The sequence below is a fragment of the Bhargavaea ullalensis genome, assembly GCF_042432615.1.
GTDB classification, from domain to species: domain Bacteria; phylum Bacillota; class Bacilli; order Bacillales_A; family Planococcaceae; genus Bhargavaea; species Bhargavaea ullalensis.
This window is the reverse complement of record NZ_JBHLWY010000015.1, coordinates 25,731-40,058: the sequence shown is the minus strand read 5'-3', so window position 1 is coordinate 40,058 and position 14,328 is coordinate 25,731. Positions and strand designations below refer to the sequence as shown.

Below are 14,328 nucleotides of genomic sequence, written 5' to 3'. Positions count from 1 at the left end.
TGGAAATTCATGTGGCCTAAAAAAGAGTGAGGACGATGTCCTCACCCCAACAATTGACGTAGGGCCATAATGTTCGCCGGGGGTGTTGTGCCCCCGGCTTTGCTTTGCTAAAATATAGATAGAATAGAACCGTTTCAGGAGGTGGAAAAATGCATACACTGCTTATGACGCTGCTGCTGATCGTGTCGATCGCACTGATCGTGGTCGTCCTCCTGCAATCCGGGAAAAGCGCGGGTCTTTCAGGAGCCATCTCCGGCGGAGCCGAACAACTTTTCGGCAAGCAGAAAGCACGCGGCCTTGACCTCGTGTTCCAGCGTGTGACAATCGTTCTGTCAGTCCTCTTCTTTGTCCTGGCCATCGCCGTGACGAAGATCTGAATACACCCAGACCGCCTGGCCGCCTGAGCGGCCGGGCGTTTTTTGAATCAGACGTGGACGGGCGGGGAACCGCAACGCGCGGCGAGTGAGACGCAGTGCCTGTCGAGTGAGACGCAAAGAGCGTCGAGTGAGTCGCTATGGGAACCGAGTGAGACGCAATGTGCTTTGAGTGAGTCGCAATGGTTTTTTGGATCCGGTTCAGGAAATGAAGGTGCTGTCCACTTGGCTTGCGCGGCGCCCGTTGCCGTCCCGTTTGGCTTCGCCCGCTCTTGGGGAAGCTGTTAAAATAGGAGGCGTGAAAGATGAAAAAAGTGAAATTGGCTCCTCCGCAACCGTTTTTCTTCAGGCATGGACCGAGAGCCGTACTGCTTCTGCACGGATTTCGCGGAAATTCGGCGGATGTGCGCATGCTCGGGCGGTTCTTGGAGAAACATGACTATACATGCTATGCCCCGCATTACTCAGGCCACGGCACGGGTCCCGAAAAATTGCTGGAAACCGGACCCGCAGACTGGTGGGGAGATGCCGTGGAGGCTTACAAGCGGCTGAAAGAGGAAGGCTATGAGGAAATTGCGGTTGCCGGGCTGTCGCTCGGCGGTGTGTTCACCCTCAAATTGGGGTATAGCTATCCTGTGAAAGGGCTTGTTTCGATGTGTGCGCCGATGTCGATGAAGACAACGGATATAATGTTTGAAGGCGTGCTCCAGTATGCGGAGGAATACAAGCGCTATCAGGGCAAGGAACCTGAAACGATCCGGGAGGAAGTCGGCTCGATCCGCGAGGCCGGAATGGATTCTCTGCCGGATCTGCGGGAATTTGTCCTGGACGTCCGGGAGCATGTGGATGAAGTATATGCACCGATCCTCGTTGTCCAGGGAGAAAAGGACGATGTGATCGACCCGGCATCCGCCGATTACATTTACGGGGAAGTGCAGTCCCCGAAGAAGAAATTGAACAAATATCCGGATTCGGGACATGTCATTACGCTTGGACCTGAAAAAGAACAGCTGCATGAGGACATACTGGAATTTCTGGAATCGCTTGATTGGAACGACTGACTGCCAGTGCCGGACAGGCACCGGATGGAGGGGATTACGTGGAAGATTATTTGACGGAGTTAAAAGATCGGCTTCTTTCGTTCATGGAAGAGGAATCGTACAAGCCGATGACGGTGCAGGAGATCCAGGAAGAGCTCGGCATGACGGATGCAGATGACTTCAAGGAACTCGTCAAAGTGCTCGTCACGCTTGAAGAAAAAGGGGACGTGATCCGTTCCCGCGCGGACCGCTACGGCGTGCCGGAGCGCATGGACATCATCCGCGGGCGATTTATCGGCCACGCCAAAGGGTTCGGCTTTGTCGTGCCTGAAGAAGAAGGAATGGATGACATTTTCATTCCGCCCGATGAAACGAACACGGCCATGAACGGAGATACGGTCCTGGTGCGGATCCTGAAGGAAAAAGGCGGCGACCGCCAGGAAGGGACGGTTCTCCGGATCGCCGAACGGAAAAACACGAAGATCGTCGGGACGTTCCAGGCCCACAAAGGGTTCGGTTTTGTCATCGCGGATGACAAGAAGCTTCCGATGGATGTGTTTGTTTCGAAGGAAAATACGCTCGGCGCAGTCGACGGCCATAAAGTCGTCGTGGAAATCACAGAGTGGCCGAGCGACCGGAAATCCGCCGAGGGCATCATTGTCCAGGTGCTCGGACATAAAAACGATCCCGGCGTCGACATCCTGTCGATCATCTATAAATACGGAATCGAGACCGAGTTCCCGGCCGAGGTCATCGAGTGGGCAAACCGGGTTCCCGATGAGATCCGTGAACAGGATCTGTTCAAGCGGCGGGACCTCCGGGGCGAAACGATCGTCACCATCGACGGCGCCGATGCAAAAGATCTGGACGACGCGGTCACGGTCACGAAAAATGCCGACGGCACGTACAAGCTCGGCGTCCATATCGCGGATGTCAGCTACTACGTGACGGAAAATTCCCCGCTTGACCAGGAAGCCTACGAACGCGGGACAAGCGTTTATCTGACCGACCGGGTCATCCCGATGATTCCTCACCGGCTGTCCAACGGGATCTGCTCGCTCAACCCGCAAGTGGACCGTCTGACGCTCAGCTGTGAAATGATCATCGACGGCAACGGCAAAGTGACCTCCCATGAGATTTTCCAGAGTGTCATCAAGACGACCGAGCGGATGACCTACCACGATGTATACAAAATCCTGGAGGAAAAAGACGAAGAGCTCATGAAGCGGTATGAGCCGCTCGTCCCGATGTTCGAGCATATGGCCGAACTCGCCGCCATCTTGCGGCAACGGCGGATGGACCGCGGCGCAATCGACTTCGACTTCAAGGAATCCAAGATCATCGTCAATGAAGAAGGCTGGCCGGTGGACGTGGTGGTCCGCGAGCGCACCATCGCCGAAAAGCTGATCGAGGAATTCATGCTGGCGGCCAACGAGACCGTGGCAGAGCACTTCCACTGGCTGCGCGTCCCGTTCATCTATCGTGTCCACGAAGATCCGAAGGCCGAGAAGCTCGAGCGGTTCTTCGAGTTCATCACGAATTTCGGACTGCTTGTGCGCGGAACGTCGAACAAAGTCCATCCGCGTGCCCTGCAGGAGATCATCGACTCCATCGAAGGACAGCCGGAAGAGCCGGTCGTTTCGACGATGCTGCTGCGCTCGATGCAGCAGGCCCGCTATTCCGAGGACAGCCTCGGCCACTTCGGACTGTCGACTGACTTCTATACTCACTTCACATCCCCGATCCGCCGGTATCCGGATTTGATCGTCCATCGGCTGATCCGGACGTATCTTGTTGAGGGCGACACGTCCCCGGCGACGAAGGCGAAATGGGAAGGGGAAATCGCGGACATCGCCCAGCATTCCTCCGAGATGGAGCGGCGCGCCGTGGACGCGGAGCGCGATACAGAAGCGCTCAAGAAGGCTCAGTTCATGGTCGACAAGATCGGCGAGGAGTTCGAAGGCATCATTTCGTCCGTCACGAACTTCGGCTTGTTCGTGGAGCTTGAAAACACAATCGAAGGGCTTGTACACGTCAGCTATATGACGGACGACTATTACTGGTTCGACGACCGCCAGATGATCATGATCGGTGAACACACGGCGAAGCAGTTCCGCATCGGTGATCCGATCACAGTGCGCGTAGTATCGGTGAAGCCGGAAGAATCGGCGATCGACTTTGAAATCGTCGGCATGCCGGAACCGGTCAGGCGCACGCGCAAGGAAACCCCGAAAGTCATCCGGACAAAAGGGGACACGCGCGGCAAAGCGCCCGGCAAAGGTGAAGGCGGCGGACGCGGACGGAGCGGCAGCGGCGGGGGCCGCAACGGTGGACGCGGCGGCGGAAGTTCCAGCCGCGGCGGCAACCGCGGAGGCTCCGGCGGCTCCGGCGGCTCGGGCCGGCCGCAGGGACGCCAGGGAGGCGGAAGCCGGCGCGGCGGCCAAGGCGGCGGCCAAGGCAGCCGCGGACCGAAAAAATGATTGATTAACAAAACCTATCAATGACGCGACGGACGGCAGCCTGCCGTCCCGTTGCCGTTAAGGGGGAAGAAAAATGGCCAAGCAAGACAGCCGTGTGCTGGCCCAGAACAAGAAGGCGAGCCATGACTACTCTATAGAAGATACGATCGAGGCGGGAATTGTTCTTCAGGGGACGGAGATCAAATCAGTGCGAAACGGCAAAGTCCAGCTCCGTGATGCCTTCGTACGGATCCGCAACAATGAGGCTTGGATTTCCAATATGCACATCAGCCCCTATGAACAGGGGAACCGCTTCAACCATGATCCGCTCCGGGCAAGGAAGCTCCTCTTGCATAAACGGCAGATCAACGAACTGATCGGCAAGACGAAGGAACAGGGATTTGCGATCATCCCGCTCAAGATGTACGTCAAAAACGGCTATGCCAAAGTCTTGATCGGCATCGCCAAAGGGAAAAAGAAATATGACAAGCGTGAAGACCTGAAGAAGAAGGAAGCGAAGCGGGAGATGGAGCGGGTGTTCAAGGCGAAGCAGCAGTACTGAGCCGCCCGCTTGCAATTTCTCCTGTTTTGTCTTATACTGTCTATACAGATTGCCAGTGAAAGTCTTGCAGTATCGGCTAATCATAGCCGGTCCAATATTCCCATACGGGGACGTTTTGGATTCGACAGGGATGGTCTGAGCCCTGGTGGCGCGTCGGAGGGTCGGCTCCGTATCAACGACATCGTATAACAACTGGCAAAACTAACAACAACCTCGCTTTCGCAGCGTAAGCTGCCGAAACGGTCCTCCGGTTCCATCGCCCATGTGGCATCTGAGGACTCACTAATCAGTGGGATACGACGCCTGACCGCCGCCTGAAGCGGGCGTAAGAGATCATCAGGATAGCGCGCAGGACGCCTGCTGACCGGCAGAATGCCGCGCGAAACCCAGTAGATCAGCTACACGCGTAGAAGCCAGGGTATTGGAGTCTCTGGACGCGGGTTCAAATCCCGCCGTCTCCACCATACATAAACAATGGTGGCATCTTCACATAAAAAGCCCCCGCATCGATGACGATGCGGGGGCTTTTGCTTTGCCTTCCCTGCCGAGCCTTCTGCTCTTTTCCATTTACCTGCAGGAGAAGGAGCGGATGCGGTCGAGGTCGATGCCAAAGTATTCCCACCGGCCTGAACGGCTGCGCCAACGATAGCCTGCGACAGATTCTCTGCCGACGAACGTCGGATAGAACCAAAAGCTGCTGCCCCGGTCCAATCTTACTCGCGTCACTCTGTACAGGCAGCCTCTGATGGCTCCCGGGTCAACTGCACGGGGTGTGACGGGGCCTCCCGGAACCGGTGGCCGGCCGCCGCCTGGTCCGCCGCCGGGGCCCGGTCCCCATCTGTCTTCCCAATTATCCGTTGAATCCCAGGGCATGCGGCCGTGGCGGTACCAGTCACCTTGCGATTCCCATGGATCCCAGCTGCCGGGAAATCTATTAACCATTTATGATTACACTCCTTCCGCATTCCCCGTATCGTATGCGCGGTTACGGCCGGGGAACCGGGCGCTGCTGTGCCGGTAAACATAACAAAGAAGCCTGTCCCTCTTCCGGGACAGGCTTTCTGCGTTATTAATTTCGCTTCGTATAGATCGAGGCGAGCATCCGTTTCTGTTCCTCGCTCAGTGCCTTATACAGTGAGACCATCATGAGCAATATGACGAACGAGAAAGGCAACGCCGCGATGATGAGCGAGTTTTGCAGGGCGGTCAGGCCGTTGGCATACAGCAGGATCACCGCGATCACCGCCTGCAGGACACCCCATGTGAGCTTGACGCCGGCCGGAGGGGTCAGGGAGCCGTGGGTTGTCTGCATCCCGAGCACGAATGTGGCCGAGTCGGCCGACGTGATGAAGAAGGTGGCGATGAGGATGAGCGCCACAATCGATGTGACCCAAGTCAGCGGGAGCTGGTGGAACACGGCGAACAGTGTTTCCTCTGTCAATAGGCCGGTCAGGTCTGCGCCCTTTTGCTGGACGTCGATGGCCGTCGAGCCGAAAACAGAGAACCAGAAAAAGCTGAGCAGCGCCGGCAGGATGAGGACGCCGACGAGGAACTGGCGGATGGTCCGTCCGCGCGAAACCCTGGCAATGAAGATGCCGACGAACGGCGACCAGGAAAGCCACCAGGCCCAGTAGAAGATGGTCCAGCCGTTGATCCAGTCACGCTGTTCCGAGTTGAGCGGGGCGGACCGGAAGCTCATCCTCGGCAGGTTCTGGATATAGGAACCTATGGAATCGGTGAACATATTCATGATCAGCAGGGTCGGACCGACGGCGAGTACAAGGATCAGCAGCAGGACGGCCAGCACCATGTTGGCGTTGGACAAGTACTTGATCCCCTTGTTAAGGCCGGACCAGGCGGAAATCATGAACAGTACGGTGACGATGGCGATGATCGTCGTCTGTACGGGCAGGCTGATCGGAATATCAAACAAATAGGAAAGCCCTCCGTTGATCTGGATGGCCCCGAAACCGAGCGTCGTGGCCACGCCGAACACGGTGGCAAATACGGCGAGAACATCGATGACCGTTCCGAGCGGCCCGTCCACACGGTCGCCGAACAGCGGGCGGAGCGTGGCGGAAATCAGACCCGGATACCCTCTGCGGAACTGGAAATAGGCGAGCGAAAGCGCCACGACTCCGTAGATGGCCCAGGCATGAATGCCCCAGTGGAAAAACGTAAATCGCATGGCTTCCAGAAAAGCTTCGCGGGTGCCGGGCTCTTCGGTCGCCGTATCAATCGCAAAGTGCGACAGCGGTTCGGCGGCACCCCAGAAGACGAGCCCGATTCCCATGCCTGCCGAGAAAAGCATGGCAAACCAGCTGATCGTCGAATATTCCGGGCGCTCGTCCGTTTTTCCGAGCCGGATCCTTCCGACCGGGCTGATGATGAGGACAAGGCAGAACAGCACAATGCCGGTCACGATGAGCAGGTAATACCACCCGAAAGCCGAAGTGATGAAATTGGTCATCCGGCTCGTGACGCCTTCAAAGCTCGCGGGAGCTATGGTTCCGTAGCCGACCGCCAGTATGACCAGGGCGACGGCTATCCAAAAAACATTAGATATTTTCTTCACATAATCCCTCCAGTCAGATATACATTTCCGCACGTTCTCACACAGTTTTTGACCTTAACGCAAATCCGTGGTCATTGTCAAGGATCGCCGGTTGCACCTGCACTTCTCCAAAAGGCGGAAAATCACAACAGAAAGAGCCGCCGGACCGCATGGCCCCGGACTTCATGCAACCGGCCGGCCGCGGAAGTTTCGAGCGGGGAAAGAATTGTATTCCTTGCGAAAAAGGAAAGGCTGCAGTCCGGTCAAGCAAAGAAGAACAGGATTTCTCGGAGAGGATGCTTTCTTCATTATTTAAAGCGGACCGCAAGAACCTCTTCCTTTAACATTCCCTTTTTCCCTTATTCATGCCGAGTAAACTGCAGAACTTCAACCAGCTGATGCAGTACATTATTAATGAAGAGGAAACTTTCCGAAAACGGATGAAGGCGCTTTCCTAAAGCGGTAAAATCGAGGAAAGGAGAGATCAAGATGGCTATTCTGAATGGCAGCGATTTAACGCTCGTCAAGCTGAAAGATATTATTTTTAAAGAAGAGAAGATCCGCATCTGTCCGGATGCGGCAGACCAGGCGGCAAAGAGCCGGGCAGCCGTCGAGAAGGTGGTGCGAGAATCCCGGACAGTCTACGGGATCAATACAGGTTTCGGCAAATTCAGCGACGTGACGATCGATTCCGAAGACACAAGGGCGCTTCAGTTGCACCTCATCCGGTCCCACGCCTGCGGGCTCGGCGATCCGCTTCCTGAGACGGTCACGCGGGCGATGGCCGTCCTCCGGCTGAATGCCCTTCTCAAAGGCCATTCGGGCGTGCGGCGGGAAGTCCTTGACCGATTGGCGGACATGGTGAACCTGAAAATGGATGCGGTCATTCCGAGCCAGGGGTCGCTCGGCGCTTCCGGTGACCTGGCTCCGCTGTCCCACCTGGCGCTTGTCCTCGTCGGTGAAGGGGAGGTCTGGCAAGAGGGCCGCCGGGTTCGGTCGGCGGATGTGTGGAAAGAGCACGGCATCCGCCCGGTGGTACTCGAAGCAAAAGAAGGGCTTGCGCTCATCAACGGCACGCAGGCCATGACGGCGATTGGAGCGCTGAACTACCTGGAAGCGGAGCAGCTGGCGCTGCAGGCCGAATGGATCGCCGGCATGACGGTCGAAGCGCTGAGGGGCATCACCGACGCTTTCCATCCGGCCGTGCATGAGGCACGGGGTTATCCGGAACAGTCGGAAGTGGCAAAGCGGATGCTCGGTTGGCTTGCAGGAAGCCGGCTTGCGACCAGGCAAGGGGAGGAGAGGGTCCAGGACGCCTATTCCATCCGTTGCATCCCGCAGGTTCACGGTGCCAGCTGGCAGGTGCTTGGCTATGTAAAGGAAAAACTCGAGATTGAAATGAATGCGGCGACGGACAATCCGCTTATTTTCGATGACGGCGAGACGATCATATCGGGCGGTAATTTCCATGGCCAGCCGATCGCCTTTGCAATGGACTTTCTGAAGATCGGCATGGCGGAGCTGGCCAATATTTCCGAGCGCCGGATTGAACGGCTCGTGAATCCGCAGCTCAATGAGGGGCTGTCCCCGTTCCTGAGCCCGGAGCCCGGTCTTCAGTCGGGCGCGATGATTCTCCAGTATGCGGCGGCCAGCCTTGTTTCAGAAAACAAGACATTGGCACACCCGGCATCGGTCGACTCGATTCCTTCTTCCGCAAACCAGGAAGACCATGTGAGCATGGGGACGACCGCCGCCCGCCATGCCCGGGACATCATCACGAATGTCCGCCGGGTCTTGGCGGTCGAAGCCTTTTGTGCTCATCATGCGTGCGCCATCCGGGGAAAGGACAATATGGCGCCGGCCTTGTTGTCCAAGTGGGAAGCGCTGGGATCGGTGACCCGGCCGCTGGATGAGGACCGGGTGTTCAGCAAGGACATTTCAAAACTCGAACGCTGGCTCCTGGAAGATGCCGGATTCACTTCTCCTGCATAAAGTGAGGTATGATGGAGAGCGGGAGGTGAGCGTACATGCAATCAACGGAAAATGGACAAAACCGGCCCCATCTTCTTCTGATCGACGGGATGGCGCTCCTGTTCCGTGCCTTTTATGCGACGGCCGTCCACGGGCGCTTCATGAGGAATCAGGAAGGGGTGCCGACAAATGCCGTCCAGGGATTCATCGGGCATGCGCTGTCGGCGCAGTCGATCTTCCGTCCGACGCATCTTGCGGTCTGTTGGGACATGGGGGCCTACACGTTCAGAAATGAGCTGTATGACGGCTACAAGGCGCACCGTCCGGCTCCGCCGGAGGAAATGGGTCCGCAATTTGAGATGGGTCGTGAGTCGGCCTGGCTGCTCGGCTGGAAAAGCTTCGGAATCGACGGTGTCGAGGCCGATGACGTCATCGGCTCCCTCGTGGATCGCTGGAAAGACGAGGCAGACATCACGATCATGTCCGGTGACAAGGACTTGCTCCAGCTCCTGGCGCCCGGTGTCCGCATCGCATTCATGAAAAAAGGCCATACGGTGTTCGATGTGTATACATATGATCGGTTCAAGGAAGAATACGGATTCGAGCCTTCGCAGTTTGTCGACCTGAAAGCGTTCACCGGGGATTCCAGCGACGGCTATCCGGGTGTCCGGGGCATCGGGCCAAAGACGGCATCAACGCTCATCCTGGAACACGGCAGCGTCAACGGGGTGCTGGCGGCGCTTGATGAACTGAAGCCGGCCGTCCGGAAAAAGATTGACGAAAGTCTCGTCATGCTGAAACTGTCGCGGGAGCTTGCCGAAATCGACTGCAACATCCCGGTCCCGGGGGAACTCGGCGAGCTGGCAGTTCCGCGGTACACTCGGGAGACTGCCGGGGCACTCGAGGCGGAAGGCTACGGGACCGCCGCGCGTCAGCTGCTCAATCTGTTTCCGGTGGAGGAAGCGGCGGAAGAATGGCCGTTCGGCTGAACGGATCCATAATGAAACGGGCCATCCGCAGAACGTATCCTGCAGATTGCCCGTTTTTCACTGCTGCCGGCATGCATCCGGCGTGATCCTGACGAATGTGAGGACCGGTTCGTTTTTACGGAAGGAAATCTGCCGGATCCGGCTCGGCCGGCCGGGTCCCCCGTTGTCATGGATGAAGAGGACCGTGTCGTCTGCCGTTTCTTCATAGCCGATGACGGGCACCCAGTGATAGTCAAAATCATAGCGCCCGAACCAGCGAAAAGAAAACCATTTGTCAAACTTGGCGGCGGCCGGCCGCCCGGCATCGATTTCCTTTTTCAGGCCGCCGATCGTGCAGCGCTCCACCTGCCATCCGGCGCCGAGGACTTCTGCCACGCCCCGGATGAACCGGCGGACGGGAAGTCCGATCCGGGTCCCGCCGATCCGCCTGTAGAGGGAAGAAACAGTATCGTCTCCGCCCGCCAGGTGACGGATGATCGTATAGGCGGTTACGGCGCCGCAGGCCGAATTGCGCTGTGCGGCTTCAATGTCCGGTTCAAACTGTGATTTGCCGCTGAATCCGTTGATCATCTTCATATGGGTCACCGCCAAAAGGGATTTTCCGTACTGTCACGAACGTACGGAAAATCCCTTGTGTTTGCAACTTTGCCGTCCGGCATCCCGGGTGAGGCTCAGCCGTTGTAGCTGTCCAGGAAGTCGGTCACCTGCGACGGGGTTTTGGCATTGGCGCTGTGAAGATGGGCTTTCTTTTCGCCGTCCTTGAAGATGAGCAGGCTCGGGATCCCCATGACTTCATATTTGTCCGCGATTTCCGGAAGGGCATCCCGGTCGACGTCATACCACCGGAAGCGGGAATACTCCTCTTCGATCGGATCGATGAACATCTCCATCCGGCGGCAGTCCGGGCACCATCCGGCCTGGAACTTGATGAGTGTCTCTTCAGGTCCGCCGATGATCTCGTTGAACTGCTCGGCGCTTGTGATTTTCTCCATAACAATCCCTCCTATACCGACAGTGTACACCGCCGGCAACACCGGAGGGTAGCCGGAAGATTCAGAGGGTGGGGGGCGCAGAGTCTTTGTAGGTCTGGAGCAGTTGCTCAAACTCGCATTTTTTTGCCGGCTCGGGCTTGAGCCAGCCATGCCGCTGCATCAAATCCCGCATATTCCGCTGGTTCTTTTCAGAGTCTTTGAGGAATCCGGCGATCATGGACTGGTACTGGCTGCTGAAGATTCCCTGCTGCGCCCGTACGAGAAGCAAAGAAAGCGATTCTTCCATGACAAGCAGCAGCCGGGCGATCTCCTGGTCGTTAAATTCTCCGGAATTTTGGCCGCCGTCGGAATCGGCCGGCTTTTCTTTTTGCTGTTGCTGTTTTGGATCCTTTTCCTGGGCTTGCGGTTCCTGTCCTTGCTGCTGGCACTGGCAGGACTGCTGCTGCCCGCTTTGCTTCTGCTCGTCGGGCTGCTGTCCGTCTTCCTGTTTTTTATCCGCAGAACACGGATCTTCTTTGCCGGTCACGAGGCCCCCTCCTTTCCGTTCTTAATGAATTCCAGCAGGTCCGACATCTGCTGCAGGTGATCGGACCGCATTGATTCGATCGTCTTTTTCAGGTCAGGCAGTTTGACGGTTGAAATGCCCGCAGAACATAATTTCGAGAGGAGCAGATGATGCGCCATGATCTTTTCCAAGTCGTTCAGGTTGGCGCTGGTGATCGTGTCCGCGGAAAAAAGTTCCGGAGTCGTGTCCTGCTCGTTCCCTTTTTCAATCGCACCTTTTGAAAAGATGCCCATCCTCGTCACTCCTTGCGTCATATATTCCTAATAGCATGCGCAAATTTCCGTGCACTATGAAAGCCGGTCCAATTTTTTGATAAGCCCACTTGCAGAAACGACTGAAATATTCTAAACTATGAAGCAAGGCAGTTGTTTATTTTTTTGGCTGTAAAATGAATGAGCATTCATTCAAAACTGAAGGAGGCAATGCATCGTGGCTCACCAAATCAAAAACGCGGCGGTCATCGGTTCCGGTGTCATGGGATCGGGCATCGCGGCTCATCTCGCAAATATCGGGATTCCGGTGTTGCTGCTCGACATCGTGCCGGAACTGTCGGCTGAAGAGAAAGCAAAGGGGATGGATGCATCAGACCGGAAAGTCCGCAATCGTCTTGCGGAAGGGGCGCTCAAAGGCCTGCTGAAACAGAAACCCGCGCCGCTTGCGTCGAAAGACAACCTGGCGCTCATCACACCGGGAAACCTTGAGGACGATCTTGAAAAACTGAAGGATGTCGACTGGATCATCGAGGTGATCGTCGAAAACCTGGACATCAAGAAAGCGCTTTACGAGAAAATCGACGGTGTCCGCGGCGAGCATGCGATCGTGTCTTCGAACACATCCGGCATCAGCATCGAAGCGATGGCGGAAGGACGTTCGGAAGGCTTCCGGAAGCATTTCCTCGGCACGCATTTCTTCAACCCGCCGCGCTATCTGAAGCTGCTTGAAGTGATCCCGACGGAAGACACGTCGGAAGAGGTTCTGGATTTCATGGTGAAGTTCGGCGAGGACCGGCTCGGCAAAGGCGTCGTCGTGGCAAAGGACACGCCGAACTTCATCGGCAACCGGATCGGCACGTACGGCCTGCTCGTCACGCTGAAAGAGATGATGGAGCGCGGCTATTCGGTCGGCGAAGTGGACTCCGTGACCGGCACGCTCATCGGCCGTCCGAAATCCGCAACATTCCGCACGCTTGATGTGGTCGGCCTGGACACGTTCGTCCACGTTGCCCGGAACGTCTTCGACAAGACGGAAGGCGATGAGAAGGATATGTTCCGTACGCCGGATTTCCTTCTGAAGATGGTGGAGAACGGATGGCTCGGCGCGAAAGCGAAGCAGGGCTTTTATCTGAAGGAAGGCAAGGAAATCAGCGAGATCGATCCGGAGACGCTCGAGTACTCGCCGCAGAAGAAGCTGAAGGCCCCTTCCATTGAGATGGCGAAACAGCAAAAGGGAGCGGCGGCGAAGCTGAAGACGCTCGTTTACGCGGACGACCGCGCCGGAGAACTGCTCTGGAACATCCTTGCGCCGACGCTCATTTACTCCGCAGGAAAAGTCGGAGAAATCGCGGACGACATCGTGTCGCTCGACAACGGGATGAAATGGGGCTTCGGCTGGCAGCAGGGTCCGTTTGAAGTGTGGGATGCGATCGGCGTCAAGAAATCGGTTGAGCGCATGAAGGAGGAAGGCCGAGACATTCCGGCGTTCGTAAAAGATCTGTTGGATGCGGGCGGCGAGTCGTTCTACAAGGAAGAGAACGGGGAGCAGCTTTTCTTCGACGGGAAAGGCTACAAGCCCGTTCCGGTCAATGAAAAAGAGTTCGACCTGAAAAAGTGGAAAGAACGCCGCGGCGTCATCATGAAGAACTCCGGCGCCAGTCTGCTCGACATCGGCGACGGCATCGCACTTCTTGAATTCCACTCTAAAGGAAACTCGCTCGGGCCGGACGTCATCCAGATGCTCGACAAGTCGCTTGCCGAAGTCGAAAAGAACTATAAAGGCCTGGTCATCGCGAACCAAGGGAAAAACTTCTCGGTTGGCGCGAACCTCGGCATGATTCTCATGGAAGCGCAGGATGACAATATCTTCGAGCTGGAATACATGATCCGCATGTTCCAGGATACGATGATGAAAATCCGCTATTCCAGAAAGCCGGTCGTCGTGGCGCCGCACGGCATGACCGTCGGCGGGGGAGCGGAAATGACGCTTCCTGCCGCCCACATCCAGGCTTCGATGGAAACGTACATGGGGCTCGTCGAAACGGGCGTCGGCCTCATCCCGGGAGGCGGCGGGAACGTCAGCCTGTACCGCAAGCACCTCGAGGGCATGCCAAACGGCGTCAAGCCGGATTATGTGGACGTGGCGGCGAAAGTGTTCGAGACGATTGCGATGGCGAAGGTGTCGATGTCCGGTGAAGAGGCACGCGAAAACAATTTCCTGGGACAGTGTGACTCGATCAGCGTCAACCCGGATCACCAGATCCATGATGCCAAGCAGGCGGCGCTCGCACTTCATGAAGCCGGATATGTCCCGCCGAAAAAGCGCACGGTGCCGGTGAGCGGCGAGCCGGGCTATGCGGCCATGCTGCTTGGAGCGGAAGGACTGCATCTGTCGGGCTACATCAGTGACCACGACTTGAAGATTGCCAAGAAACTCGCTTACGTGCTGTCCGGCGGAAAAGTGCCGTACGGAACGGAAGTCGACGAACAATACATGCTCAATCTTGAACGCGAGGCATTCCTGTCTCTCGTCGCGGAACCGAAATCCCAGCAGCGGATGCAGCACATGCTCATAAAAGGAAAACCGCTCCGCAACTGATCGCAGCAGCA

The 14,328-nt window shown here is 56.8% G+C and carries 12 protein-coding genes and 1 other RNA gene; 8 read left to right on the top strand and 5 right to left on the bottom strand.

Annotated elements, in window-relative coordinates; genetic code table 11:
* The first annotated feature begins 149 nt into the window (after positions 1–149).
* From secG to ssrA, 5 genes are all read left to right on the top strand, one after another.
* The gene (gene secG, locus ACFFIY_RS04140) at positions 150–377 is read left to right on the top strand and encodes a preprotein translocase subunit SecG (protein WP_354198386.1); all 228 of its coding nucleotides are present in this window, start codon (positions 150–152) and stop codon (positions 375–377) included.
* Positions 378–688: 311 nt separating this feature from the next.
* A complete protein-coding gene (locus tag ACFFIY_RS04135; RefSeq protein WP_354198391.1) occupies positions 689–1,435 on the top strand; it encodes an alpha/beta hydrolase in 747 nt (248 codons plus the stop codon).
* Between the two features lie 38 nt (positions 1,436–1,473).
* A complete protein-coding gene (gene rnr / locus ACFFIY_RS04130) occupies positions 1,474–3,894 on the top strand; it encodes a ribonuclease R (RefSeq protein ID WP_354198389.1) in 2,421 nt (806 codons plus the stop codon).
* Between the two features lie 73 nt (positions 3,895–3,967).
* Complete coding sequence (smpB, locus tag ACFFIY_RS04125) at positions 3,968–4,435, top strand: SsrA-binding protein SmpB (RefSeq protein WP_354198384.1); 468 nt, start codon at positions 3,968–3,970, stop codon at positions 4,433–4,435.
* A 106-nt stretch (positions 4,436–4,541) separates the two neighbouring features.
* Positions 4,542–4,899, top strand: a transfer-messenger RNA (tmRNA) gene (gene ssrA, locus ACFFIY_RS04120).
* A gap of 605 nt (positions 4,900–5,504) precedes the next feature.
* Here the strand turns inward: ssrA and ACFFIY_RS04115 are convergent.
* The gene (locus ACFFIY_RS04115) at positions 5,505–7,010 is read right to left on the bottom strand and encodes a glycine betaine uptake BCCT transporter (RefSeq protein ID WP_354198382.1); all 1,506 of its coding nucleotides are present in this window, start codon (positions 7,008–7,010) and stop codon (positions 5,505–5,507) included.
* 468 nt (positions 7,011–7,478) lie between these two features.
* On the opposite strand from ACFFIY_RS04115, the gene hutH reads away from it, so the two are divergent.
* On the top strand, positions 7,479–8,981 hold the full coding sequence (hutH, locus tag ACFFIY_RS04110; RefSeq protein ID WP_354198380.1) for a histidine ammonia-lyase: 1,503 nt from the start codon (positions 7,479–7,481) through the stop codon (positions 8,979–8,981).
* A gap of 35 nt (positions 8,982–9,016) precedes the next feature.
* A complete protein-coding gene (locus ACFFIY_RS04105) occupies positions 9,017–9,949 on the top strand; it encodes a 5'-3' exonuclease (RefSeq protein ID WP_354198378.1) in 933 nt (310 codons plus the stop codon).
* A gap of 57 nt (positions 9,950–10,006) precedes the next feature.
* Here the strand turns inward: ACFFIY_RS04105 and ACFFIY_RS04100 are convergent, their stop codons facing one another.
* The 4 genes from ACFFIY_RS04100 to ACFFIY_RS04085 all read right to left on the bottom strand — a co-directional run bounded on the left by ACFFIY_RS04100 (position 10,007) and on the right by ACFFIY_RS04085 (position 11,739).
* On the bottom strand, positions 10,007–10,525 hold the full coding sequence (locus tag ACFFIY_RS04100; protein ID WP_354198376.1) for a cysteine peptidase family C39 domain-containing protein: 519 nt from the start codon (positions 10,523–10,525) through the stop codon (positions 10,007–10,009).
* 95 nt (positions 10,526–10,620) lie between these two features.
* Positions 10,621–10,941 (bottom strand): thioredoxin family protein, encoded by a 321-nt coding sequence (locus ACFFIY_RS04095; RefSeq protein WP_354198374.1) that lies wholly within the window; start codon positions 10,939–10,941, stop codon positions 10,621–10,623.
* 61 nt (positions 10,942–11,002) lie between these two features.
* Complete coding sequence (locus ACFFIY_RS04090; protein ID WP_354198372.1) at positions 11,003–11,467, bottom strand: hypothetical protein; 465 nt, start codon at positions 11,465–11,467, stop codon at positions 11,003–11,005.
* On the bottom strand, positions 11,464–11,739 hold the full coding sequence (locus ACFFIY_RS04085) for a hypothetical protein (RefSeq protein ID WP_354198370.1): 276 nt from the start codon (positions 11,737–11,739) through the stop codon (positions 11,464–11,466). The genes ACFFIY_RS04090 and ACFFIY_RS04085 overlap by 4 nt, the downstream gene beginning before the upstream one ends.
* A gap of 196 nt (positions 11,740–11,935) precedes the next feature.
* On the opposite strand from ACFFIY_RS04085, the gene ACFFIY_RS04080 reads away from it, so the two are divergent.
* Positions 11,936–14,317 (top strand): 3-hydroxyacyl-CoA dehydrogenase/enoyl-CoA hydratase family protein, encoded by a 2,382-nt coding sequence (locus ACFFIY_RS04080; protein ID WP_354198368.1) that lies wholly within the window; start codon positions 11,936–11,938, stop codon positions 14,315–14,317.
* Positions 14,318–14,328 lie beyond the last annotated feature (11 nt).